Origin of the sequence: Arenibacter sp. P308M17, from assembly GCF_003426735.1 — a bacterium.
In the GTDB taxonomy this organism is placed as follows: Bacteria; Bacteroidota; Bacteroidia; order Flavobacteriales; family Flavobacteriaceae; genus Arenibacter.
Map to the genome: position 1 here is coordinate 202,163 of NZ_QVON01000006.1, position 25,642 is coordinate 227,804.

Here is a 25,642-nt window from a genome sequence, read left to right on the forward strand (position 1 = left end):
ATTTTCCAATCTCCAACAAGTTTTTAAAAGACTGAATGTCAAAAAGGTAACTTAGTGTCCTGTTAACCCTATTTTAGTTACCCCAAGTCGTGTTCTTTTTCACCTGACCATCGTTAAAAAAGGGTTCCGTAGCTATGGCTATGCAACTATTTTTTGCCTCGTCCAGATAAAAAATAACGGCGACTTAACCAACATAATAGCATTAACATAACACTAGGTTTTTTTGTCGTCATTTAGAAATGAATAAAATATAGATTGCAGTAAAGATAATAAAAGGCTAAAAAGTAAGGCCCACCATATGTTATTCACCTGAAAACCATCAATGAAATAATCGGTCAGAAGGATGATTATAGCATTGATTATGAGCAGGAAAAGCCCCAAGGTAAGAATGGTGACCGGCAAGGTGAGGATGACCAGGACGGGTTTAACTATAAAATTCAGCAAACTTAGAACAATGGCAACGATAATGGCCGTGGTATACGAGTCCACACCTACCCCGGGGAGTATTTTTGATAAAATAACAACGGCTATGGCGCTTAGGAGAATTCTTAAAATCAGTTTCATATGTAGATATTTATTGTTTTTTAGCGGTCATATGTAATTCGCATATCTTCATTTGGGTTTGCCCGCCAGAAGGAATCTTTCTGGCTGGCGACCAAATTTTGGTCATGCTCATTTCATGATTTACTTTTTTTGGGTTAATAGTTTGTTTTATCAATTTTATTTATGTACAAGACAATATTCAATTCCGAAAACCTTGTTAAGACGATTTTTGTCATGTATTGAACAATTTATAATCCCACTAAATGTAAACATTTAAAGGTTAAAACCCAGCAATTTTCTTGCAGTTAATTTAGTTTCCAAAAACTTTGGGTGTCCTTGTTCGGCAAAAGACAGTGGGCGGTAAAATCTGTTTTTTTACTTACGGCCTATAGCCTAAAGCCTACAACTTATTTGATAAAAAGGATGGATTTCTCGAAGAACTGGGTCGGGTTCTCTGCGTGAAGCCAATGCCCTGCCTTTTCTATGGTTTCTATCGTGGCCAATGGAAAATGTCTTTTTATGACAGGGAAATCATCTTGGGTGATGTACTCCGATCTGTCTCCCCTTAAAAAAAGTGTTGGTCCTTTGTAGGTGTCGGTAGATCCAATATTTTCCCCAATTTCCTCTATTTTTTCACTTAGAATCTTAAGATTGAAACGAAAACCCAGTACCCCCTTTTCTTCCCAATATAAATTTTTCAACAAAAATTGTCGGACCCCAACATTTTTGATGTATTTGGACAACTGTTCGTCCGCGTCATTTCTTGAGGTGATATTCCTAATGTCAATGGCATTGAGCCCGTTGATTATATCTTGATGATGCGGCGGGTAATATTTGGGGGCAATGTCGGCCACAAGCAGCTTTTTTGTCAAATGGGGATAGCGACAGGCAAAAAGCATGGCCGTTTTCCCCCCCATGGAATGGCCAAGTATAGTGGCGTTTCCCAATTGATAGTGGTCCATGTATTGTTTCACATCCCCTGCCAACAAATCATAATTAAAATCGGCCGAATGAAAACTCTTTCCATGGTTGCGCAGATCCAGTAGGTGTGCTTGAAAGCCTTCTTCGGCATATTTGGAACCCATGGATTTCCAATTGTCGGACATGCCCAAAAATCCGTGTAAAATAATTATGGGCTGTCCTTTCCCTAAAATATTGGAATGTAATACCGGCATTATTTTAATTTGTTCAGGTACATATTAATGACATTTTCCAGGCCTAGATAAAGGGATTCACATATTAGGGCATGGCCAATGGACACTTCCAATAAGTGGGGTATATTTTCCTTGAAATATTTAATATTCTCCAAATTAAGGTCGTGCCCTGCATTGATGCCCATCCCCAATTGATGGGCCGCTTTGGCAGCTTCCCGAAAAGTAATAACGCCTGCCTTGTTTCCTTTGGAATATTCCTGGGCATAGCTTTCGGTATATAGTTCTATGCGGTCCGTGCCCGTCAATGCGGCGCCACGGACCATTTCAATATCGGCATCCACAAAAATGGAAGTTCTGATCCCATTGCTTTTAAATGTTGCGATGACTTCTTTTAGAAAATCCCTATTTTTTACAGTGTCCCATCCTGCATTGGAGGTAATGGCATCAATGGCATCGGGGACTAGGGTAACCTGTGTAGGTTTTACCTCTAAAACCAAATCCATAAAGGATTGTACAGGGTTTCCTTCAATATTATATTCGGTGCGGACCAATTTCTTTAAATCCCTGGCATCCTGGTATTTAATATGCCTTTCATCAGGTCTTGGGTGTATGGTTATGCCCTGTGCACCAAAATCTTCGATATCCCTGGCTACTTTTAACAGGTCGGGTACGTTTCCTCCACGCGAATTTCTTAATGTTGCAATTTTATTTATATTAACGCTAAGCTTTGTCATAGGATTTAGGTATGTTTAAAAAGCAAAAATACAAATTAGGCATACCTTTTGCTTCTTTTATTGGGAAATGAGCATAAACAAAATTAATTTTTTTACATACCGACCGAAATAATTAAATTTTTTATGCGAAAGCGCAGCGGTTGATTTAAGTGAAAAATTTTTATTATCCTTATTTTCAGATTAATAAAAATTTTAAATAAATGAAAGACTTCGATTTTCAAGCTCGGTTGGATCTATTGTGGAAAATATAGGCAACAGGATTCCGGGGGCTCTTGATGGCATTTATGTAGGATAGGTTTTGGAGCAACGATAATTTTTCCCATTGTTTTTTAAATGCATACAAAAGCTTGGTTTTTTAGAAATAATACTTGGGAAGATTCGGGTTCTTAGAAATTATTATTAGTATTTTGCGTTATAATATGAAGTTATGAACATTCAAAACAACATAATTGTCACATTGCCGGTTTTTAAAGTAGGGGATTCCTTAAAAAAGGTAATCAAATTCTTTAATGAATCTACCTATTCCCATATTGCCGTAGTGGAAGGGAATGTTTTTCTTGGGGTTTTGGGTGAAGATGATCTTGATAATTACGAACAGAATGGTAAGGTAGAGGATTATCGATATAATTTGGAAACCTTTTTTGTCCGAAAGGAAACTTCTTGGCTGGATGTACTGGAACTATTTTCGAAGAACGGGGCAAACCTTTTGCCTGTCCTGGATGATAACGGCCTTGTTTTGGGGTATTATGATCTTATTGATATTGTGGACAAGTTTATAGATACGCCCTTTTTTACGGAGCCAGGGGGAATCCTTGTCCTGGCAAAGGGAATAAAGGATTACTCCTTTAGCGAAATTGCCCAAATTGTGGAAAGCAACAATGTTAAGCTGATCGGAGGGTTTATTACGGAGATACGAAATGACGTTATTCAGATCACCATTAAAATAGGGACTACACATTTAAATGAAATTATACAGTCATTTAGAAGATATAACTACACCATACTCTACGGAAATAACGACGATCAATTTATTGAGGATTTAAAGCAGAGGTCCGATTATTTGGATAAATATCTCAATGTGTAACCCCTATGGAATAAATCAGCTTGATCAAGAGCCATGCCTCCCGATAATTTTGGGGCTTATGTCTATTGACCTTGGCCAATAACATCTGCCTGTCCGCCCCTTCCGGTACGGACGGGAATGGAGAAATTGGGCGGGTCTGACCAAAAGAAATAAATTTAAACGGATAAAACGAACATTAAGAAATTTAAACCTGTGAAAGTTGCCATTTACGGACTTACCGGTCAGAACAACGTTTTGGATTGTATTGTGGAATTGTTGGATGAACTTCAAAATGAAAACGCAGAAGTCTATTTTGAAAAAGGGTTTTACAATTTGATTATGTCCAAACAAAATGTGGGCGAATTCCCCGTATTTACAGACTCCATTGGGCTAGATACCAGTTTCGATATGTTTGTGAGTTTTGGTGGCGATGGTACCATATTAAGGGCTACCACGTATGTGCGCGACCTAGGAATACCGATCGTAGGTGTAAATACGGGTAGACTGGGATTTTTATCCACCTTTAGAAAAGAAGATGTACGCAAGGTGGTAAAGGAATTCGTTTCGGGAGCCTATACCGTAGTAGAGCGCAGTTTGGTGCAGGTAGATGCCCGATCCGATATTCCGGAATTTAAGACATTGAACTTCGCATTGAATGAGATTACCGTAAGCAGGAAGGATACCACTTCCATGATTACGGTGGAAACACATTTGAACAATGAATACCTTACATCCTATTGGGCAGATGGATTAATAGTGGCGACGCCAACCGGGTCTACGGGGTACTCACTAAGCTGTGGCGGCCCTGTAATTGCCCCCACGGCAAAATCATTGATACTTACCCCCATTGCACCCCATAATTTAAATGCAAGACCTTTGGTAATTTCGGACGATACCGTTATTAGGCTCAAGGTTTCGGGGAGGGAAGAAAGTCATTTAGTTTCTTTGGACTCCAGGATAGCTACTGTGGCCAGTGGAAAGGAAATTTTTATTAGAAAAGCGCCATTTACCATTAAAATGATAGAATATACCTCCGAAAGTTTTCTTAAAACACTTCGAAATAAGTTGTTATGGGGCGAAGACAAACGTAACTGATTGTTTTTCGGGGCGACAATAAAAAGGAACAAAATCTGTTTATCAAGTGGGAACATGAATGTAATAATTGGCTTGTGCTAAGTAGACCGTGAAATGACTTCTCTTCCGAAAACCTTCGGAATCCGCTCGAAGTGACGATCGATTGTCCGGTCGAGGATCCCGATAGCTATCGGGAGAGACCTAAATTCAATGGCAAAACATACTTAACATAACACTGGTCTAAACTGCTGAAATTGTTATATTTGCAAATTTTTATAAATAATGAGGTTATTTTTTGCAGCAATCCTTCTTTTTATTTTTAGTGAAATGAAGGGGCAAACATACGAGATCGGCCTATTTGCAGGGGGCGCCAATAATATTGGGGATGTTGGAAGGTCTAATTTTATTTTGCCTTCGGGTCCGGCTTTTGGTGGCATTTTTAAATGGAACAAGAGTAAACGGTATGCTTGGAGGGCCAGTATTATTTATGGAGAGTTTACGGCGGACGATTCCAAATCGGACATTCCGTCCCGTCAACAACGTAATTTTATTATGGACAATAATATTCTGGAGGCGTCCGCAGGTTTGGAATTTAATTTTGTAGAATATAATCTACACCGTTTGGGGCCGGCCTTTACCCCTTATCTATATACTGGTGTTACCTATTTTAGATATGGGTATCATTATTTTGATGCGGCGCAGTTGCAGGATGTAGGGCAAAAAGACGGTTCATTTGCGGTACCAATGACAGTTGGGGCCAAATTAAGGATCAGTCAGTTCTTTATTGTAGGGGCCGAAATAGGGGCGAGATATACTTTTACCGATAATTTGGATGCCAGCAACCCACAAGGTTCCAATTATGAAGAATTTAGGTTTGGGAATATTTTTAGTGATGATTGGTATGTGTTCTCCGGGGTTACCTTAACGTATACCTTTGGAAGAAAACCTTGTATGGATTGCTTTCAGTAGTGAAAAAAAATATTAGTTTGGAAGAATTAAAGATCAAATCATTGCCAAGACACTTGGCCATAATTATGGATGGTAACGGGCGATGGGCAAAAGAAAAGGGGAAATTAAGGGTTTTTGGCCATGAACAGGGGGTAAAAACGGTTAGGAGAACTGTCGAGGATTGTGCCAGGATAGGGTTGGAGTACCTTACTTTATACACCTTCTCTACCGAGAATTGGAACAGGCCCAAATTGGAAGTGGATACTTTAATGCGATTATTGGTTTCTTCCCTGAAAAAGGAGTTGAAAACCTTGAATAAAAATAATATAAGGTTAAATACCATTGGCAATATAGCTTCCTTGCCAAATAATGCGTATAAGGAATTGTTGGACGTAATGGGGAAAACCAGTGCCAATACCGGTATGACTTTGACTCTTGCTCTTAGTTATGGGTCTCGGGAAGAAATAAAAAATGCCGTACAACAGATTTGTGTCAAAGTTAAAAATAATATAATTTCTCCCGAAAATATTGACGAAACCATTATTAATAACCATCTTTACACGCAAAATTTACCAGATGTAGACTTGTTGATCCGTACCAGTGGAGAGCATAGGATCAGTAATTTCCTACTATGGCAGATTGCATATGCGGAATTGTATTTTATTGATGTATTTTGGCCGGATTTTTCGGAACAGCATTTATTGGAAGCCATTAAAAATTACCAGAACAGAGAACGAAGATTTGGAAAAACTAGCGAACAACTCACCTAGCGGCATGAATAGGTTCATGTCCCTTGAACTTTTTATTACACTTTTATTCTTAATTTTTACTACAGTTATCTCGGCGCAGGATACTTCCTATGAAGATGGTAAGAAGTATATTCTTGGAGGGCTGGAAGTTACCGGATTGCAAAGTTACAACGAACAGACCGTTAAGACCTATACAGGTTTAAGGATAGGACAGTCCATTACCGTCCCCGGAGATGAAATTAGTGCCGTCATCAATAAATTATGGGGATTGGAACTGTTTACGGATATCAACTTTTATATTACCAACATTGAAGGGGAAAATGTTTTTCTCGAATTGAACATCCTTGAGAGGCCAACTCTTTCCAATGTAACCGTGTATGGGGTAAAAAAAGGAAAGATAGAGGAAATTTTAAAGGATACCGATCTAAAAAAGGGCAAAAAGATAACCGAGAGTTTGATCGCCAATTCCAAGAATTACATCCAGAACAAATACAAAAAAAAAGGATATCTTAATGCCAAGGTAAATATTGCCACTGCAAAGGATACCGTCGATGCCAATACGCAGACTATGGTCATTAATGTAAAGAAGGGCGATAAGGTAAAGATCCACGATATTGTTTTTGAAGGAAACGAACAGTTGTCCGACAAAAAATTGGGCAAGGCCATGAAAAAGACCAAAAAGAAAAAGTTCTATCGTTTCTGGAAGAAATCCAAATATATAGAGGAGGATTACAAAACAGATCTCGTGTCCCTGGTGGATAAATACGCCGAAAACGGTTATAGGGATGCAAGGATCGTTTCCGACACTTTTGTAAGGGTTTCCGATGATCTCATCGATTTGAAGATCAAGGTAGAGGAAGGGAACAAGTATTATTTTGGGGATATAGATTTCGTTGGAAATACAATTTATACGGACCGTCAACTTGGGCAGGTCTTGGGGCTCAAAAAGGGGGATACCTATAATGGGGTATTGTTGCGCGAACGTATTGCGGATGACACAAAGCCGGATGCGGAAGATTTAACCAATTTATATCAAAACAACGGCTATCTGTTCTCCAGTATCAACCCAGTGGAGATTTCCGCAGATAATGATACCATCAATTTTGAAATTAGGATTATTGAAGGCAAGGAGACCTTTTTGGATCACGTTACCGTTATCGGTAATGACAAGACCAATGACCATGTTATTTTTAGGGAGCTGCGTACAAGGCCTGGCCAACGCTATAATAAATCGGACATCATTAGGAGTATCAGGGAATTGGGCCAATTGGGATTCTTTGATGCGGAACAGATTAAACCGGATATCCAAAACCCGGATCCGAATGCGGGAACAGTGGATATTGCTTACAATCTGGTGGAAGCCGGATCCAGCCAGATAGAGCTCCAAGGGGGGTATGGTGGTGGAGGTTTTATCGGTACCTTGGGATTGTCCTTTAGTAACTTCTCCATGAAAAATTTATTTAAAGGGGAAGCTTATAAACCGGTCCCTATGGGAGATGGGCAAACCTTTGCCCTGCGTTTGCAGGCTAGTAGGACCTATAGGGTGTATAGTTTAAATTTTTCCGAACCATGGTTGGGGGGTAAAAAACCGGTAAGGTTCAATATGTCCCTTTCCAGAACACAACAATTTTATTTCAATCCCTATGTAAGTAACAGACCGGACAAAAGCAGGCAATTCTCCATAACCGGAATTACGGCCGGTTTGGCAAAAAGGGTACAATGGCCGGATGATTTCTTTACCATTTCCCACTCTTTGGGATATCAGTTATATAATTTTCAGGATTATAATTTGGGACTTTTTAATTTCGGGAACGGAAAATCGAACTCCATAGCATATACGTTGGGAATTTCTAGAAATGCTACTGGCGGCGGACGTATTTATCCAAGATCGGGATCCAACTTTGAAGTAACTGCAAAATTTACACCTCCATTTTCTTTGTTCAACAATATAGATTATAAACAGCTTAATGAAGATTTGGAAGTCGCCATTGAGGAAAGGGACAATGAGGAGGTAGAGCGCATAGATCAGGAGCGCTTTAAATGGCTGGAATTCTACAAGGTTAATTTTAAGGGAGATTGGTATACCGCTTTGGTAGGTGATCTTGTTCTAAGGACCAACGCCGAATTTGGATTTCTGGGAAATTATAATGAAGAGGTAGGTAAAGTGCCATTTGAACGATTTTTTGTTGGTGGGGACGGTATGGGTGCCTACACTTTGGATGGTAGGGATGTTATTGCCCTTAGAGGGTATGAGAATCAATCCCTGACCCCCTATGGTACGGATCTGCTAAGTGGTGGACAAGTACAGGATGGTGGAGTGGTGTACAATAAATATTCCTTGGAGCTGAGATATCCTTTGACCTTAAAACCATCCGCTTCCATTTATGGACAGGTATTTTTAGAGGCGGGTAATGCCTTCAACAATTTTCAAGACTTTAATCCGTTTGAGTTAAAAAGATCTGCCGGAGTGGGGCTACGTATTTTTATGCCGGCATTTGGATTATTGGGAATTGATTTCGGATATGGATTTGATCAAGATTATAACCCCAATTCAAATGGACCTAGCGGTTGGCAAACCCACTTCATTATTGGACAACAGTTTTAATGTATAGAAATTTGTAATTGTTTCATATGTTAAACGGTTCATTCTAAAATATTTAGTTATTTTGGCACGATATTTTCTATAGTATAAAAAGAAGATAGCATGGGAATTAAATCAAAAGTACTTTTGTCTCTGGCGGCAACTTTGTTTCTTGCCACTGTTTCGGCCCAAAGGACAATTAGGATAGGTTATGTGGATATGGAATATATCCTGGAGAATGTAGAGGAGTACCGGGAGGCCAATGAGCAATTGGCGGACAAGGTACAGAAATGGAAATTGGAGCTGGATAAGGAGAAGGGGGTAATAGACCAGATGAAGAAGGACTTAATGGCGGAGAAAGTGCTGTTGACCGAGGAATTGATTTCGGAGCGGCAGGAGGAGATCCAAATCTTGGAAAAGGAGATGTTCGATTATCAACAGGATAGGTTTGGTCCGGAAGGGGATCTGGTACTTCAGAAAGCAAGATTGATCCAACCCATTCAGGATCAGGTTTTCAATGAAGTGCAGAAAATAGGTGCAAATAAAAAATATGATTTTATTTTTGATAAATCGGCAGATGTTGTAATGTTGTATTCCGAGAAAAGACACGATATTAGCGATCTTGTTTTAAGGGGGATTTCGAGGACAAGAAAAATAAGTGCACCCAAGAACAGACAAAGTGCCGGAAGTAGTTTTGAAAATATAGAAGAAGAGGAAGCTGAAGAAAATATAAGCGATGCCATTTTAGAGCGTCAGGAAAGGGCAAAGCAGGCAGAAGAGGCCAGAACCAAGACTGCTGAGGAAAACCGGGCAGAACAGTTAAAGATCCGGGAAGAACGCAAAAAGGCATACGAGGAAAGAAGGAAAAAATTATTGGAGGAAAGGGAAGCCAAAAGAAAAAAGGAGCTGGAAGAAAGAAGCGGTAAAAACGATCCGGAAGAACAGGATAGTTCAAAGGACAGTCAATAATATTAAATTAAGCTTAAACCAAATTACATTTATATAACTAAATCTTTAAATTAACACTCAAACATTAATTGAAATCATGAAACAGATTAAAAGAATAGCAGTAGCCATAGTTTTGTTCGTAGCAGCTACCAGTTTTGTTAATGCACAGGCAAAAATTGCACATATAGATGTACAGAAATTGTTGTCTGAAATGCCGGAGATGAAGGCGGCCGAAGCAGAACTTAAGAAACTACAGGAAACATACAGGGCCGATATTGAGAGCTCTATGACCGAATTTCAAAATAAGTTGACCCAGTATAGAAATGAATCCGCATCCAAATCCGAAGAAGAAAACCAGAAAAGGGCTTTGGAAGTTCAAGGTTTTGAAAAAAATATAAGTGAGGCACAACAGACCGCGCAGCAGGAACTACAAAAGAAACAGGCCGAGCTTTTAGGCCCTATCACAGAAAAGGCCAAAAAAGCGATCGAGTCGGTTGCCGCCGCCCAAGGCTTGGATTATGTTATGGATGCTACCCAAGGTGGTGGATTGATCGTAGCCAAAGGGAAGGATATCCTACCTGACGTGAAGAAACAATTGGGTTTCTGATCCAACAATAAAATGTTTTAATAAAAAGGCCGTCCAATACGTATTGGACGGCCTTTTTATGTGTAGTTGGCGCGAGCCTGCCTCGCCGTCCTTAGTCGGCAGACAGGTGTCACACTCGTGCCTATAAATTACTTGCCCGTCCCGCTTTCGGGCGGGAGGGTTGGGGGGAGGCCCATTCACCGCTGGCGAGAATGCCACATTCATGTCTGCAAAGTACTCCCCCTCCTTGGGAGGGGGTTGGGGGGAGGTCCATTCACACTCGTGCCTGTAAAGTTTATTCTTCCCCCGTTGCCACTTTTAGGGTCTCTAAATAGGCCACCAAATCCACCAAGTCCGTCTCCGGCATTATATTGGCCAAACCTTGTGTCATTAATGATTGTTCCAGGGCAGCCTGTTCTACAACATCCTTCAATTCCAGGGTTTTTTGGGAGCCTCCCATCATCTTTATGGTTATTTCATCCTCTGTCCTGCTCAGGATATACCCAGTATAGGTTTTACCATCCTTTGTTTTAAAAGAGTATCCTTCATAGCCAAAATTAATTCCGGCACTGGGATAAATAATATTGGAGTACAAAAATTGCTTCGAAAGTTTATTGCCTATATCCGATAGTTCCGGTCCAAATTCAATTCCCGTACCTGCGGCCAAATGACAGGAACTGCAATAGGTACCGTAAACTTCCTTGCCGTGGGCGGCATTGCCCTTTCGTTCCACCAATTGGGAAATGTCCAGCGTTCCATCTCCTTGGGCGGCAAGGAATTTAGGGGCGTTGGTCCTTATCTCGTCGTTCCAGCTGCCCATAAGCTTTAGCACGGCGGTGGTCTTGTAATCTCCCGTCAATTTTTCATCCTTTAGCATTTGGTACAATTCTTCCTGTCCCGATCCTGTATTGCCCAATGTTTCAATCATTTTTCTGGTTAGCGCATGACCTAATTCCTGGGAGCCAATGTTCTCCTTCAGCAGTGCAATGGTAGGGGGATTGGATATTCCGCTCAATCTTTCCAATACTGTAATCTTGGAAGATTCCTGTTCTTGGGAATGAAGGAAGGTGCTGATTAAGGTAGCCCCCTCATTATTGAGCAAAATGTGGGCGGCTTCCTTGCCGATATCTGTATCGGCCCCGTTGGCCACTACCCTAAGCAGGGCTTCATTCTGGTCCTTTAATTCCAGGTTTTTGATGACCATGATCCATTCCGGCGTTCCTTCAATTTTGGGAAGCACTTCTTTTACCATTCCAATATGTTTTGGGGAGCTAAACACAAATTCGGCATCCATTTGCCCTATGGCATATGCCTGAATATGGTTTTTAAGGGGGTGGTTCCAAGTAAGCATGTCCATTAGGTAGTTGTCTTTTTCTGGATGATCTTTAAAATCGAGGGCCCTAAAATAGGAAGCCAATTCGGTAGACGGTATGGATTGGTCTTTGATAAGGGATGCCAGCATAGGGACCGATTCTTTGGCCCGGATACGCCAGACTATTTCTTTTCCGGCTTCACTTTGCCAGTTTTCGCCAACTTTGTCTTTCCATGTCTTAAAATAGAGATCAGGGAATTTGTCGGCTCCGATTCCCAATGCTTCCAAATACCATCTATCCCCAGTGGTATGTTGAACGGCCAAATTGGCCCATTGGCCCGCAGCCGCATCGGTGCCAATAAACCTAAGGGCAATGGCAGCTTCCCTACGGACCTGGGACGATGCATCGTTTGTTACAAGGGACACGTATTGCACCAGTTTTTCTTTGCCTTTAAAACGCGCCATGCGGACGCCCTGCATCCTAATCTTTGGGTCTGTGTCCTTTAGTGCCATCTCTATGTACTCCTTACTTTTTGTCGGAATTTGTAATCCGATCCATAATGCCCGGGCCTTGGCTATTCCGCCCCTGGAAATTAATTCAGTTAAAAGGGGCTGCGCTGCTTCCCCCATGGAATGCAATTTTTGCCATGATTGATAAAAGATATCCATGTTTCCGGAAAGAAGTCCTTTGACTGCTCCATCTTCGGTCATTGGGTCTATGGCAACAGCCTTATAATCCGGGGAAGTGGACAATCTGTAAATTCTTCCCCTTGCACTGTCTTCCGCTTTGTGCCCACCAACACCGCCATCATACCAATCGGAAATGAAAAGGGAGCCATCAGGGGCTGTGGCAACATCGTCCGGCCTAAACCATTTATCCTTACTTTTTACTAAATTTTCAATTTTTGCCGTATAACCAGCATCCAGTTCATCTACCATATAGGCACGCACTACATTATGGCCTGGTTCGGCATGTATGGGCCTATTTTGGAATTTTTGCGGCAACATCCTATCCTCGTAGACTAGTATGCCGCATGGCGATCCCGATCCGGTCTGAAGCAAATTTGGGACCGTTCCCGGATCGTTTAAATGCCAATGCCTTTTTGGGATGTCGTTATCCCATCCCGTTCTTCTTTCCCGCCAGTTAGCACCTGTTAACAAATCGGTATATCCATAATTGCCATATTCCATAACATAGTTTATCCGCGCTCCCCTATTGCCGTCATCATCATTATCAGATTGCCATAAACCGCCGTAGGAGTCAATGGCAATTTCATAGGGGTTCCTAAAATTATGCCCTAGCACTTCCAGATTGGTGCCGTCCATATCCATTCTAAAGGCCATCCCTTCCCGATAAGGCTTGCCATTGGCCACTATCTCCTGGCCGTGCATGTCCAAAACGGCCTCTCCATCCTTATTCAGTAATTGCTTTCCATTATTCCCGAAGTTAAAATAAAGTCGGCCATCCGGACCAAAGACAAATGCATGTACCCCATGGTCGTGGTCTATACCTTCTATGCCCTGGAATAGGACTTCTTTGGCATCAGGGATATCGTCACCGTTCTCGTCCGTAAAAACAAAAACCTTAGGACTTACGGAGATTATGACCTTATTTCCCAGAACGGCTATGCCCAAAGCGGCATTGATGTCCTCGCCCTGGTAGAAAACCTTTGAAGTGTCCGCTTTGCCATCACCATTGGTGTCTTCAAGTATTAGGATCCGGTCCCCGCTGTTGTCATAGCTATTGTCCGGATTGGCGAACAATCTGTAATTCCTGGCCTCGCACACCCATATTCTGCCCTTGGCATCTATGGCCATATTGGTAGGGTTGGTCACCATTGGTTCCGAGGCAAAAAGCTCAAGATCGAGTCCCTCGGCCACTTCCATGGAGGCTAGGGCGTTCTCGGGATTTCTTTTTTCCTGTTCTGAAAGCGATGAAAAATCGATTTCTGCCTTAGATTTTTCCTTGCAAGCGGTAAGGATTCCCAAGGCTATTGTAATTACTAAGATTTTGGTGGCAATTTGGTTTCGAAACATTTGAACGTTCATGGATTGTTGCTTCACAATTTACTAAAAAAACCGGCATTAGTTTAAAAACATTGGAATAGTCTTTAGGAGGGAATGGCGAAAAGTGGGCCAGCCCAGTATCAACTTCAATATGGATATTGTCTAGTGATTTTTATTGGGTTGATTGAATTTGACTCCATAATAATAAAACAATGGTGGAAAAGCACTATTTTAGGGTTTGGGGCAAAACGGATTTTCCGTGAAATCTTGTTAATACGATTTTTGTCATGTACTTAACAAGAACTTTAAACTTTTGAAATTTTAAACAGATGAAAAAATTAGTCAGTCTTATTACAGTTCTATTTTTGGGTTTAACGGCCTATGGCCAGGATAGTAAGCTGTGTGTGGGGCATTATTGGACCGAGGATGAGGCCAATATTGTAATGAAAAAATTTGCTTCCGAATGGAACGACCTGGAATCCTGGGAACAAAGGGCCTTAAGAATTAAGAAGGGGATTATAGAGGGCATGCAACTGGATAAAATGCCAAAAATTACCGGCAATTTCAATCCCATTATTAGAAATACCAGGGCTATGGACGGTTATATTGTGGAAAATATTGCTATTGAGAGCTTCCCGGGCTTCTATATTACGGGCAATCTGTACAGGCCTGCGGAAGAAAAGGGCAAGTATGCGGCCGTTCTTAGTCCACATGGTCATATGAAGAATAAAAGGTATACGGACTATATTCAATGGCGTTGTGCGGCATTGGCCAGAATGGGTGCTGTAGTGTTTGCCTATGACATGGTGGGCTATGCCGAAAGTACCCAGGTAAACCATAAGATGCCAATAGCCTTACTGTTGCAGACCTGGAACAGTAAACGGGTCTTGGATTATTTGCTGTCCAGACCCGATGTGGATTCGGAACGTGTAGGGATGACAGGTGCCTCTGGAGGAGGTACACAAACCTTTGTTTTAGCGGCCATAGATGATAGGATAAAAGTAGCAGCACCTGTAGTACAGGTTTCCGCCCACTTTTTTGGAGGATGTGTCTGCGAAAGTGGAATGCCCATACACAAAAGTGACGATCACCAAACCAATAATGTGGAAATAGCTGCCCTATGTGCCCCAAGGCCTTTATTGTTGGTGTCCGATGGTTCCGACTGGACCAGAAATACCCCAAGAATAGAGTATCCATATATACAAAAAATATATGCCCTGTACAATGCCGAACACAAGGTGGAAAATGTGCATCTTCCGGCAGAAAGACACGATTATGGTTATAATAAAAGAACGGCCCTCTACAATTTTTTTGACCACCATCTTGATCTGAACGCCGGAAAAATACCTTATGCCGAGGGTTATAAGGAAGATTTTGTTACTATTTTGTCTCCTGAGGAGCTAATGGTCTTTGGCAAGGACAGCCCAAGGCCCAAGAATGCATTGGAGGGAGATGATGCCGTTATGGCATACTTAAAAATATCAGGGGATTAAAGGATTTGGAAATGCCCGAAACCGTAATTTTGTACTCCTGATGGTGCTATGACCCGGCTTATACATATAAAGATGCTCAACATCGAAATAAAAATTAAGGGGGGTGCCTGTAAATGGCTGGGGTTAATACTCCTAACCGTTATATTTGCAGGGTGTAAGGATAATCGGGACAAAAAAATTATAGTAGCCACTGCGGCCAATATGGAGTCTGCCATGGCAACTTTGACAAAAGTCTATACCCATAAAGCGGGGGTGGAATTTGAATTGATTGTTGGTTCATCGGGAAAGCTAACGGCACAGATTATGGAAGGCGCCCCTTTTGATGTTTTTGTTGCCGCCAACATGAAATATCCCGAGGCGGTCTATGCCGGTGGAAAGGCGCAGAATGCTCCCAGGGTCTATGCCTATGGAAAATTGGTGCTTTGGTCCATGGTGGGGAATACCCCCGTTTCCATTGCTGCCTTGACCGATTCCAATATAGAGTATATCGCTTTGGCAAATCCCAAAACTGCCCCATATGGTGTTGCTGCCAAAGAAGTTTTGCAGCATTATGGATTGATGGAAGTCTTGAATCCTAAATTGGTCTATGGCGAAAGTATCGGTCAGACCGATCAATTCATAATTTCCCAAGCTGCACAAATTGGTTTTACGGCCTTATCAACGGTGCTATCTCCAGAAATGAAGGGAAAGGGGAGTTGGGTTCCAATAGACCCATCGCTCTACTCCAATATAAGTCAAGGGGTGGTGCTTATACAGCGGAAAGAAGGTACCAATCCGGATACCCAGGGCTTTTATGACTTTCTTTTTTCAATTGAGGCCAAGGAAATATTAAAAGAATTTGGATATTTGGTAGATGAATAGTTTTCCGGGCCATATAACAGATATTAATACAAATGGGGCCATGTCCATTGTAGGTGTTGAGATGGATGGTGGGGAGAAATTGATGTCCATCGTTATAGATACGCCCGAATCTGCCCCTTATTTGAAAATGGGCAATAAGGTGAATGTCCTGTTCAAGGAATTGGAGGTTGCGGTATCTACCCAAACCGAATTGGATATTAGTATAGAGAATAGGATTGCTGGAAAAATAACAAATATGGAAATGGGTGTTTTGTTGAGTAGGCTAACTTTGGAGACCTCATTAGGCGTGGTCATTGCCATAATAAGCAGTATGAGTGTAGGGAAGATGGGATTGGGTAAAGGGATGAATGTTATGATTATGGTTAAATTGAACGAGATAATACTGGCACCATAATGGATTGGCAACCTTTAGCGCTTACCTTTAAACTTGCGTTGGTGACCACGGCAATATTATTTGTGATCTCCATTCCCATTGCCAGTTGGCTTTCCAGTACCAAATCCAAATTAAGACCTGTCCTGGAAACTTTGGTGAGTATGCCATTGGTCTTGCCGCCTACCGTATTGGGGTTTTATATGTTGGTAGCCTTTAGTCCGGAAAATGCCTTTGGAGGTTGGTTAAACGAATGGCTGGGGATTAAGCTTATATTTTCTTTTGGGGGTTTGGTCCTGGCTTCCGTTATTTATAGTCTACCGTTTATGGTACAGCCCATTCAGGCAGGGCTATCCTCCCTGCCTCCTACATTAAAGGAGGCTTCCTATACGATGGGGAAATCAAAAATGAAGACATTGCTGAAAATTTTGTTGCCCAATATTAGGCCTTCCCTTCTTACAGGGATTGTACTTTCCTTTGCCCATACGGTCGGAGAGTTTGGCGTAGTGTTGATGATCGGGGGGAATATGCCGGGAAGGACCAAAGTGGCCTCAATTGCCATATATGATGAAGTGGAGGCCCTTAATTACACTGCGGCCAATAACTATTCCTTGATTTTATTTTTCATAACTTTTATAATCTTGTTACTGGTCTATCTCATCAATGGGGGATACTTTAAACGCTTTGCCCAATGATAAGTTTAAACCTAAAGAAAAAATTGAAATCCGCCGGGGGACAGATGGTGCTGGATTTGAAGCTAACCATTGAAAAGGGACAATTTGTTACCTTATTTGGGGAATCGGGCGCAGGAAAGACATCTACTTTAAGGATGCTTAGTGGTTTGTTAAAGCCAGATAGTGGGTTAATAGAAGTGGGGGAAACCACATGGTTTAACAGCGATGAAAATATTGATCTTAAACCCCAACAGCGGAAGGTGGGATATGTATTTCAGGACTATGCCCTCTTTCCCAATATGAGCGTTCGTCAAAATTTGGAATATGCCCTTCATAAAGGTCAGGATAAAGCTATCATAGGGGAGTTGTTGCAATTTGCCGAACTTAATGAACTGGAACAGAGAAAACCTGAAACCCTATCGGGAGGACAAAAACAGCGTGTGGCATTGGCCAGGGCATTGGTGCAGCGACCTGAAATTTTAATATTGGACGAACCTCTATCGGCATTGGATTTGAAGATGCGGATAAAGTTACAGGAATATCTTTTGCAAGTTCATAGGAAATATAAACTAACTACCATATTGGTAAGTCATGATATTGGGGAAATTGTAAAACTATCGGATAAGGTCTTTGAGCTTCATAAAGGTCGCGTAATCAAAAAAGGGGCTGCTGCCGATTTTTTCGGACTAAACAAGACCAGTGCCAAGTTTAGGTTTTCAGGGGAAGTATTGAAGATACAGAAAGAAGATGTAATTTATATTGTTTCCGTACTAATAGGTAATGATATCGTTAGGGTAGTCTCGGATCCTATAGAGGCTGCCCAGTTAAAGGTAGGCGATCAGGTGCTTGTTGCTTCCAAGGCTTTCAATCCAATAATTCAAAAATTATAGTTCCACCAGTTTTGAGCAACTAACAATGTAATTAGTTCTAGAGGGTCAGCTCGGTAAACAAGCTCTCCAGATTCTTGTTCTTCCTGCTTAATTGTAATATTTTCAATTGGTTGTCATGTGCAAAGTCGAACACAATTGGTCGCATATCCTTGGATGTGTCAAACGTAATCTCATAGATAAAACCACCAATATTTTTGATCAATATTGCGTTGGGCAATTTGTTTAAAAATGCTTCCTCCACCCTATAATCGAATTCAACCACCAAAACTTGGTCTTGTCCGTCCCTTAATTCCGAAAGTTTTTTATCTGCCACTAGGGTTCCCTTATTTATGATCAACACCCTATCACAGACGGCTTCGACCTCCTTCATGATATGGGTGGACAGTAAAATGGTCTTTTCTTTTCCAATTTCTCGGATCAATTTTCTTATTTCCAACAATTGATTGGGATCAAGTCCCGTTGTGGGTTCGTCAAGGATCAACACCTCCGGATCGTGAAGAAGTGCGGCCGCCAATCCAACCCTTTGTCTATAACCTTTGGAGAGTTGCCCTATCTTTTTGTTGGCCTCGGGACCAAGACCGGTTTGATCTATTACCGTATTGATCCTATTTTTATTTACTTTATACACATCCGCGTTAAAGGCAAGATATTCCTTTACGTACATATCCAAATAGAGTGGATTGTGTTCGGGAAGGTATCCAATACTCTTTTGAACGTTTTTTTTTCCACTTTTCACATCAAATGAATTAACCTCGGCTAGCCCCTCATCTGCGGTATGATAGGTGGTCAATATTTTCATCATAGTGGATTTTCCGGCACCATTGGGGCCTAAAAAACCAACTATTTCCCCTTTCTCTATGGTAAAGGAAACCTTGTTCAAGGCTTTTTGCTTTCCGAAAAATTTGGTGATGTTTTTTACTATGATGGACATGCGCTTACTTTTTTATCAAAAATAATGTAAATAAGTGAAATCTATTTTTAATCCCATTAAATGGGTATAATTTCCTGATGTCCATATCGAAATGGATGCGGTTTTGTTTGCTTGGATACCAAGAGGTGGCCGATTTGTTATTTGGATGGAATAAAAGGTCTTTGATATTGATGATGTTGGTAGCTCGATTTTGTTCTTCGTAATTCGTAAAAATATACGGATTTAAAGGGTTAATCGGTATTATTTTTTGCTTTAGACTGAAATAAATAAAAAAATGTACGCGTAAATGCCGAATTATAAATTTAATTATTAATTTAGCCGGAGTTTTACAAGAAAAATGACAAAGCAATATTTTTGGAACGGTTTTTATTTTTACTTCTTTTTTAAGGGAGGTATGGGACTGTTCTAGCATATTATGAAATATATATAGATAAAAGTCCTGTGAAAACCAGGACTTTTTTTTTGGATATAACTTTCGAAAAGAACCAAAGGATAAAACTTAAACAGTTTCTAAGTCTTTGACAGGTCGGAAGATAATTTTTAAAAGGGTGAAATTAAAAATTGCAATACAGGGTATAAAAGGTTCCAACCACCATCAAGTGGCGATGGATTATTTTGGCGATGATGTTACATTCGTGGAATGTTCATCCTTCGATATTTTGGTAGATCACTTGATCAATAAAACAGCGGATAAGGGGGTGATGGCCATAGAAAATTCCATTGCCGGATCCATTATACCCAACTACGCCCTGGTCTTTCACAATAACCTTCATATTATTGGGGAGCAGTATTTAAATATACATCATAACCTCATGGCTTTAAAGGGGCAGACCATTAACGATATTCTGGAGGTGCGTTCCCATCCCATGGCCCTGCTTCAGTGTAATGAGTTTTTTAAAAATTATAGACACATTAGACTAGTGGAAGATGTGGATACTGCCGAGACGGCAAAAAGAATTCAGGAAAATCAATTGAAGGGAATAGCTGCCATTGCGCCAAAAGTGGCTGCCGAGCTTTACGGTTTGGACATTATACACTCGGAAATACAGACTATAAAGGATAATGCTACCCGGTTCATAATCGTTAAGACAAAAAATAGTGTCCTGCCGGAGGAGGAGATCAATAAGGCGTCGGTACGCTTCATTACGGACCACAAACGCGGAAGTCTTGCTGCCATATTGAATGTGATGAGCGATTGCAACTTGAACCTTACCAAGATCCAATCCCTTCCGGTAATACAGACACCTTGGAAGTATTCCTTTTTCGTTGATGTAACTTTTGAAAAGTACAAGCATTTTTCAAAGGCCAAGGCCTTGTTGGAAATTATGTCCGAAGAGTTTAAAGTATTGGGAGAATATAAAAATGCCAGAATATTATGATAGCGGCAAATAGATTAAATACCGTTGAAGAGTACTACTTTTCTAAAAAACTAAGGGAAGTTAGGGGGTTAATGGCAGAAGGAAGGCCTATTATAAATATGGGTATCGGAAGTCCGGATCTGGAGCCGTCCATTGAGGTGCTGCGTGCGGTAAAAGAGGCTATGGGCCACGATGGGGCACATCAATACCAGAGTTATCAGGGCCTGCCCGAGCTAAGGGAGGCGTTTTCATCCTTTTATAAAAATAAATTTGGTGTAAGGGTAAATCCCCAGAATGAAGTATTGCCCTTGATGGGGTCCAAGGAAGGTATTATGCACATAAGTCTGGCCTTTTTGAACCCCGGGGATGAGGTGTTGATTCCCAACCCCGGGTACCCCACATACACATCGGTTACCAATTTGGTAGGGGCGGTACCACGGTATTATGATTTGGTTGGAAAGAAAGGTTGGTTTCCCGATTTGGAAGAATTGAGGGGACAGGACCTTTCAAAAGTGAAGTTGATGTGGACCAGCTACCCGCATATGCCGACCGGTGCCACGGCGAGTAGGGAACAAATGACAGATCTTGTAGCCTTTGCACAGGAAAACGATATTTTATTGGTCAATGACAATCCCTATAGTTTTGTGCTGAACCAAAATCCGATCAGTATTTTGGAGGTGAGGGGGGCCATGGACGTTGCTTTGGAATTAAATTCGTTGAGCAAGACTTTTAATATGGCGGGTTGGCGCGTTGGGATGGTACTGGGTAACAGTGAGCATATCAATGCTGTTTTAAAGGTAAAGAGCAATATGGATTCCGGGATGTTCTATGGTATCCAAAAAGGGGCCATAGCCGCCCTGAACTGTAGCGAATCATGGTACAGTGAATTAAACAAGGTGTATCATGAACGAAGGGAATTGATGTTCGCATTGGCCGATACCCTTAAATGTACCTATGATAAGAATGCTGTGGGGATGTTCGTTTGGGCCAAATTACCAAAGGGGGTTTCGTCTTCCGAAAAGTTTATTGACGAAGTACTTTATGAAAAGAATATTTTCATTACCCCCGGAACTATTTTTGGTGCCAACGGGGAGGGGTATATTCGTTTTTCCTTATGTGTCCCCGCAGAAAGGATACAAGAAGCGATCAGTAGGTTTTAAAAAGAAAGCGTAGTAAGAATATTGGAAAAATGGAAACTGAAAAAGATAAGGTTTGGGAGAATAATTCTTTGTCTGTTTTTTAACATTTTTTCTCTGTTAACAAGGTAATATGAATGTATTTGTAATCGGTATCGGATTAATCGGGGGGTCTCTGGCCAAGGATATTAAGCGCAATAGGCCGGAATCCAAAATTTATGGCATTGATACCAATGAGGCACATTTGGATGAAGCGATGTCATTATCTTTGATCGATGGGAAGGCAGATTATGAACAACTGAAGCAGGCCGATGTTGTAATAGTGGGTATTCCCGTAGATGTTATGGTACAGGAACTGCCCAAGATTTTGGATGCCATTGATGATGATGCCGTTGTTTTTGATGTGGGATCTACAAAGTCACTTATCTGCAATGTTGTGGAAAACCACCCCAGGAGAAGAAATTTCTTGGCCTGCCACCCTATTGCGGGAACCGAATTTTCAGGTCCCTCAGCGGCCGTGGAAGGTTTGTTTATGGGGAAGACCAATATTATTTGCGAAATAGAAAAAACGGCCTTTAAATTGCAGGAAAAAGCTTTGGAGCTCTTTCAGCAATTGGGGATGCGGATACGTTATATGAATCCGGAGGCACACGATAAGCACATTGCCTACGTTTCACATTTGTCACATATCAGTTCCTTTATGTTGGGAAAGACGGTTATTGAGAAAGAAAGGAATGAACGTGATATTTTTGACATGGCGGGAAGTGGTTTTGAAAGTACAGTGCGATTGGCAAAGAGCTCACCTGCCATGTGGACCCCTATTTTTAGGCAAAACAAGGAAAATGTGGTCGAAACCTTGGGGGAATATATACAAAATTTGAAGGAATTTAAAGCCATGCTGATAGCCGATGATTATGAAGGTATCTATAAGGAAATGAACAGTACAAATAAAATAAAGGAAATATTGAACGGAATACCACTTAACAAAAAATAGAGTATAGAAATGGAAAATTTAAAAGAAATGAGAACTTGGTTGGACGATATGAAATTGGACCATCCGTTAGTAATTGCCGGACCTTGCAGTGCGGAAACAGAGGAACAGGTGCTTCGTATAGCAAATGAGTTAAAGGATACCGATGTTAATTACTATCGTGCAGGTATCTGGAAACCAAGAACACGTCCCGGAATGTTTGAAGGGGTAGGGGCGCTAGGTCTAAAGTGGTTACAAAAAGTAAAGGCGGAAACTGGTATGAAAACCTGTACCGAGGTAGCCAATGCGGCCCACGTAAAATTAGCATTGGAGCATGATATTGATCTATTGTGGGTCGGTGCAAGATCTACCGTTAGTCCGTTTATCATGCAGGAAATTGCGGATGCCCTAGCGGGAACCGATAAAATTGTTTTGGTAAAGAACCCGGTAAATCCGGATTTGGCCTTATGGCTTGGAGGAATTGAAAGGTTATATACGGCCGGTATAAAAAATTTAGGTGCCATACATAGGGGTTTCTCCACCTATGAAAAAACAAAATATAGAAACATTCCAGAATGGCAGTTGGCGATCGAGTTTCAAAATAAATTTCCCGATCTGCCTTTGATCAATGATCCATCGCATATAACAGGGAACAGGGAAATGATTTTTGATGTTTCACAAACTGCCCTGGACCTTAATTTTGATGGTCTTATGATAGAGACACATTACGATCCGGATAACGCATGGAGTGATGCAGCGCAACAGGTAACCCCTGCCAAATTGATCCAGATTATGAGGGATTTGAAAATTAGGAAGGAGACCGATTCCGAGGCGGAGTACAATAACAAGCTTAGTAACTTAAGGGCGCAGATAGATGTGCTGGATAGCCAGTTGATCGAAATGCTCGGCAAAAGAATGAAGATTTCCGATGGGATAGGCTTATTGAAGAAGCAAAAGAATGTTGCCGTTCTGCAATCCAATAGGTGGAACCAGATTTTAGGGGCCATGATCCTGGAAGGGGAGGCCAAAGGATTGAGTGAGGAATTTGTGTTGAAAATGTTCAAGGCCATTCACCAAGAATCCATAAATCACCAGGAGAAGATAATCAACGCATAAACTATTTTATTGGTATACCGTTAAAGAGGTCGTCTAAAAACTATTTGGACGACCTTTTGCTTTTTGGTCTTATTCCTTGTTCCACGCTCCCGCCAATTTGCAACTGGTGGCACAGCTCCCTTGTTCCCGCCAGTTTTTAACTGGTGGGTATTACTACTTTTTGTATTTTTAGAATATGAGCAGAAACTACAAATTTCTTAATACGAAAGGAGTGTATTTTGTATCCTTTGCCACAGTATATTGGATGGACGTGTTTACTAGGCCATTGTATATGGTTGTCCTTGAAGAAAGCCTGCAATATTGCAGAAAGGAAAAAGGGATGGAATTGTATGCTTATTGTTTTATGCCCAACCATATTCATTTAATTTTTCGCTCTGCCAATGAAGACCCTTCGGGAGTTTTGCGCGATTTCAAAAAATATACATCCAAAAAGTTGGTAAAGGCCATTAATGATCATCTAGGGGAAAGTAGAAAGGAATGGTTGCTTTGGATGTTTGAACGAGCGGGCAAAAAGAAAGGCAATGTTTCAAGGTACCAATTCTGGCAACATCACAACAAACCCATTGAACTGTGGAGCACGGCCGTGATAAAACAAAAATTGGACTATATACATAACAATCCAGTCAAGGCAGGTTTTGTAAGCCGTCCGGAAGATTGGAAATATTCGAGTGCCCGGAATTATCAGGATGACCATACCGTTATGGAAATTGATACTATTGGTTTTTTGGGCTAGCTGCCTATTGGTCAACTGTTTTGGACAGCTGTTGCAAACTGGCGGCAACAAGAATAAAGTTAATTGTTTCTATAATGTAGTGTAACAAATCTACTTTTGTTCCATCTTTACGTAGTAGTGGAACTAATAATTAAAAGTTCCACAAAGAATTACAAATAACTTTAATAAAAAATTGAGGATAATGAAAAATGTTTTGGCAATTGCTTTTCTATGTCTGTCGTTGGTAGGTTTCTCCCAGCGAATAGTGGATAGGTCCGTTGGGGATTTCAACGAGGTAAAGGTGTATGATCTGATAGAGGTGAACCTTATCAAATCTAATGAGAATAAGGTTTTGGTAAAAGGGGATAATGTGGATGATATTCAAATTATTAGTAAAAATGGGGTCCTTAAAATAAAAATGGAACTCGATAAAAAGTTTCACGGGGAAAATACCTTTGTGGAAGTATATTATAAACACATAGACCTCATTGACGGGAATGAGGGCGCTAGAATTACGGTCAATGAGACCTTGAGCCAGGAAAAGATAGAACTGAAGACTCAGGAAGGGGCCAAAATAAAAGTAGGACTCGATGTGCACCAATTAATAGTGCGTTGTGTAACCGGAGGTAATGTGGAGGCTTCCGGAAAAACTATAAATCAGGAGGTGGTTTTAAATACGGGAGGATTTTTTGAAGGAAAACCATTGCTTAGTGAGAAGGCCAGTGTTAAGATAACGGCTGCCGGAGAGGCGGCAATGTTCGCTTCGGAGGCAATAGATATCAATATCAAAGCTGGTGGGGATGTGTATGTTTATGGAAATCCTAAGACGGTAAATAAAAATACCTTTGCCGGGGGAAGGGTGAAAATTATGGATTAATAAGACATTTTTTGTAAAATATGGTTCAATAAAAATCAAAACCCGGTCCATTTGGCCGGGTTTTGAATTTTTTTATCTGGAACCTACTTCTTGAAGATGTACCGGGTAATAAAAATGCCCTGTCCATCGTCTTTGCCGCTGTCGCTTTCCACGGCACTGGTAACAAAGGCCAATTCCCATCCCTCGGCCACCATGGCATTCAATTTTGATGAGATCAGAGCGTCATTGGCAGCAATGTTCTGGAATCGGATTCCCCCTATATTGTAAAAATTCAAAAGTTTTGTTTCTTCAAAATTTTTCACCCGGATATCTCCCCGGTCAGATTTATTTCTGGTATTGTCCTCCTCCGTTTGTTCACTGGTGAACTCCTTGTAATCCCTATCCTCCGTTGCGCTAATGATCCGTGATCTTCCCAGACCGTTGGGAACTATGGATTCCACACTGGTGATGACCTTAAATTGTTGTGCGTTTGCGTCCAAAATGGCCGTAACTACCAAACAGGCCATGAGTATAAAGTTTTTCATTTTTTCGTGTTTTTTATAATTTATATCGGTT

At 41.1% G+C, this 25,642-nt stretch carries 24 protein-coding genes; 18 read left to right on the forward strand and 6 right to left on the reverse strand.

Translation table 11 applies throughout. The features are described 5' to 3' along the window. Positions 1-213: 213 nt before the first annotated feature. From D0S24_RS15345 to D0S24_RS15355, 3 genes are all read right to left on the reverse strand, one after another. The gene (locus D0S24_RS15345) at positions 214-564 is read right to left on the reverse strand and encodes a phage holin family protein (RefSeq protein WP_117020703.1); all 351 of its coding nucleotides are present in this window, start codon (positions 562-564) and stop codon (positions 214-216) included. A gap of 386 nt (positions 565-950) precedes the next feature. Continuing rightward, positions 951-1,718, reverse strand: coding sequence for an alpha/beta fold hydrolase (locus D0S24_RS15350; RefSeq protein WP_117020704.1), 768 nt, complete (start codon positions 1,716-1,718; stop codon positions 951-953). Next, entirely contained in the window at positions 1,718-2,431 is a 714-nt protein-coding gene (locus D0S24_RS15355; RefSeq protein ID WP_117020705.1) for a pyridoxine 5'-phosphate synthase, read from the reverse strand. Before D0S24_RS15355 ends, D0S24_RS15350 begins: the two co-directional genes overlap by 1 nt. 427 nt (positions 2,432-2,858) lie before the next feature. On the opposite strand from D0S24_RS15355, the gene D0S24_RS15360 reads away from it, so the two are divergent. The 7 genes from D0S24_RS15360 to D0S24_RS15390 all read left to right on the forward strand — a co-directional run bounded on the left by D0S24_RS15360 (position 2,859) and on the right by D0S24_RS15390 (position 10,401). Beyond that, on the forward strand, positions 2,859-3,515 hold the full coding sequence (locus D0S24_RS15360) for a CBS domain-containing protein (protein ID WP_117020706.1): 657 nt from the start codon (positions 2,859-2,861) through the stop codon (positions 3,513-3,515). A 192-nt stretch (positions 3,516-3,707) separates the two neighbouring features. Continuing rightward, positions 3,708-4,589: an NAD kinase gene (locus D0S24_RS15365; protein WP_117020707.1), complete on the forward strand. Its 882-nt coding sequence runs from the start codon at positions 3,708-3,710 to the stop codon at positions 4,587-4,589. Between the two features lie 261 nt (positions 4,590-4,850). After that, positions 4,851-5,537, forward strand: coding sequence for a DUF6089 family protein (locus D0S24_RS15370; protein ID WP_117020708.1), 687 nt, complete (start codon positions 4,851-4,853; stop codon positions 5,535-5,537). 65 nt (positions 5,538-5,602) lie between these two features. Next, complete coding sequence (locus D0S24_RS15375) at positions 5,603-6,286, forward strand: isoprenyl transferase (RefSeq protein WP_251795809.1); 684 nt, start codon at positions 5,603-5,605, stop codon at positions 6,284-6,286. 4 nt (positions 6,287-6,290) lie between these two features. Continuing rightward, entirely contained in the window at positions 6,291-8,870 is a 2,580-nt protein-coding gene (locus tag D0S24_RS15380) for an outer membrane protein assembly factor (protein ID WP_117020709.1), read from the forward strand. 105 nt (positions 8,871-8,975) lie between these two features. Beyond that, a complete protein-coding gene (locus D0S24_RS15385) occupies positions 8,976-9,815 on the forward strand; it encodes an OmpH family outer membrane protein (RefSeq protein ID WP_408912550.1) in 840 nt (279 codons plus the stop codon). A 76-nt stretch (positions 9,816-9,891) separates the two neighbouring features. After that, entirely contained in the window at positions 9,892-10,401 is a 510-nt protein-coding gene (locus tag D0S24_RS15390; protein ID WP_117020711.1) for an OmpH family outer membrane protein, read from the forward strand. Between the two features lie 274 nt (positions 10,402-10,675). On the opposite strand, the gene D0S24_RS15395 is transcribed toward D0S24_RS15390, so the two are convergent. Then, on the reverse strand, positions 10,676-13,756 hold the full coding sequence (locus D0S24_RS15395) for a PVC-type heme-binding CxxCH protein (protein ID WP_147321469.1): 3,081 nt from the start codon (positions 13,754-13,756) through the stop codon (positions 10,676-10,678). A 272-nt stretch (positions 13,757-14,028) separates the two neighbouring features. On the opposite strand from D0S24_RS15395, the gene D0S24_RS15400 reads away from it, so the two are divergent. The 5 genes from D0S24_RS15400 (at position 14,029) to D0S24_RS15420 (ending at position 17,987) form a co-directional block, all read left to right on the forward strand. Then, the gene (locus tag D0S24_RS15400; RefSeq protein WP_117020713.1) at positions 14,029-15,192 is read left to right on the forward strand and encodes a S9 family peptidase; all 1,164 of its coding nucleotides are present in this window, start codon (positions 14,029-14,031) and stop codon (positions 15,190-15,192) included. A gap of 72 nt (positions 15,193-15,264) precedes the next feature. Further along, positions 15,265-16,053 (forward strand): molybdate ABC transporter substrate-binding protein, encoded by a 789-nt coding sequence (modA, locus tag D0S24_RS15405; RefSeq protein ID WP_117020863.1) that lies wholly within the window; start codon positions 15,265-15,267, stop codon positions 16,051-16,053. Then, positions 16,046-16,447: a molybdopterin-binding protein gene (locus D0S24_RS15410; protein WP_117020714.1), complete on the forward strand. Its 402-nt coding sequence runs from the start codon at positions 16,046-16,048 to the stop codon at positions 16,445-16,447. The genes modA and D0S24_RS15410 overlap by 8 nt, the downstream gene beginning before the upstream one ends. Beyond that, positions 16,447-17,118, forward strand: coding sequence for a molybdate ABC transporter permease subunit (modB, locus tag D0S24_RS15415; protein WP_117020715.1), 672 nt, complete (start codon positions 16,447-16,449; stop codon positions 17,116-17,118). The genes D0S24_RS15410 and modB overlap by 1 nt, the downstream gene beginning before the upstream one ends. Beyond that, positions 17,115-17,987, forward strand: coding sequence for an ABC transporter ATP-binding protein (locus D0S24_RS15420; protein WP_117020716.1), 873 nt, complete (start codon positions 17,115-17,117; stop codon positions 17,985-17,987). The genes modB and D0S24_RS15420 overlap by 4 nt, the downstream gene beginning before the upstream one ends. Before the next feature lie 37 nt (positions 17,988-18,024). Here D0S24_RS15420 and gldA read toward each other — a convergent pair whose 3' ends face one another. After that, the gene (gene gldA, locus D0S24_RS15425; RefSeq protein ID WP_117020717.1) at positions 18,025-18,918 is read right to left on the reverse strand and encodes a gliding motility-associated ABC transporter ATP-binding subunit GldA; all 894 of its coding nucleotides are present in this window, start codon (positions 18,916-18,918) and stop codon (positions 18,025-18,027) included. Positions 18,919-19,466: 548 nt separating this feature from the next. Here gldA and D0S24_RS15435 point away from each other — a divergent pair. The 6 genes from D0S24_RS15435 to D0S24_RS15460 all read left to right on the forward strand — a co-directional run bounded on the left by D0S24_RS15435 (position 19,467) and on the right by D0S24_RS15460 (position 25,087). After that, positions 19,467-20,297, forward strand: a complete 831-nt coding sequence (locus D0S24_RS15435) for a prephenate dehydratase (protein ID WP_117020719.1) — start codon at positions 19,467-19,469, stop codon at positions 20,295-20,297. Continuing rightward, entirely contained in the window at positions 20,291-21,436 is a 1,146-nt protein-coding gene (locus D0S24_RS15440) for a pyridoxal phosphate-dependent aminotransferase (RefSeq protein ID WP_117020720.1), read from the forward strand. The genes D0S24_RS15435 and D0S24_RS15440 overlap by 7 nt, the downstream gene beginning before the upstream one ends. A 109-nt stretch (positions 21,437-21,545) precedes the next feature. Then, entirely contained in the window at positions 21,546-22,406 is an 861-nt protein-coding gene (locus tag D0S24_RS15445; protein WP_117020721.1) for a prephenate dehydrogenase, read from the forward strand. Between the two features lie 9 nt (positions 22,407-22,415). Beyond that, the gene (locus D0S24_RS15450; protein ID WP_117020722.1) at positions 22,416-23,498 is read left to right on the forward strand and encodes a bifunctional 3-deoxy-7-phosphoheptulonate synthase/chorismate mutase type II; all 1,083 of its coding nucleotides are present in this window, start codon (positions 22,416-22,418) and stop codon (positions 23,496-23,498) included. A gap of 175 nt (positions 23,499-23,673) precedes the next feature. Continuing rightward, positions 23,674-24,231, forward strand: a complete 558-nt coding sequence (locus tag D0S24_RS15455) for an REP-associated tyrosine transposase (protein ID WP_117020723.1) — start codon at positions 23,674-23,676, stop codon at positions 24,229-24,231. A 181-nt stretch (positions 24,232-24,412) separates the two neighbouring features. Then, on the forward strand, positions 24,413-25,087 hold the full coding sequence (locus D0S24_RS15460) for a head GIN domain-containing protein (RefSeq protein WP_117020724.1): 675 nt from the start codon (positions 24,413-24,415) through the stop codon (positions 25,085-25,087). A gap of 83 nt (positions 25,088-25,170) precedes the next feature. Here D0S24_RS15460 and D0S24_RS15465 read toward each other — a convergent pair whose 3' ends face one another. Further along, the gene (locus D0S24_RS15465) at positions 25,171-25,611 is read right to left on the reverse strand and encodes a hypothetical protein (protein ID WP_117020725.1); all 441 of its coding nucleotides are present in this window, start codon (positions 25,609-25,611) and stop codon (positions 25,171-25,173) included. Positions 25,612-25,642: the final 31 nt, after the last annotated feature.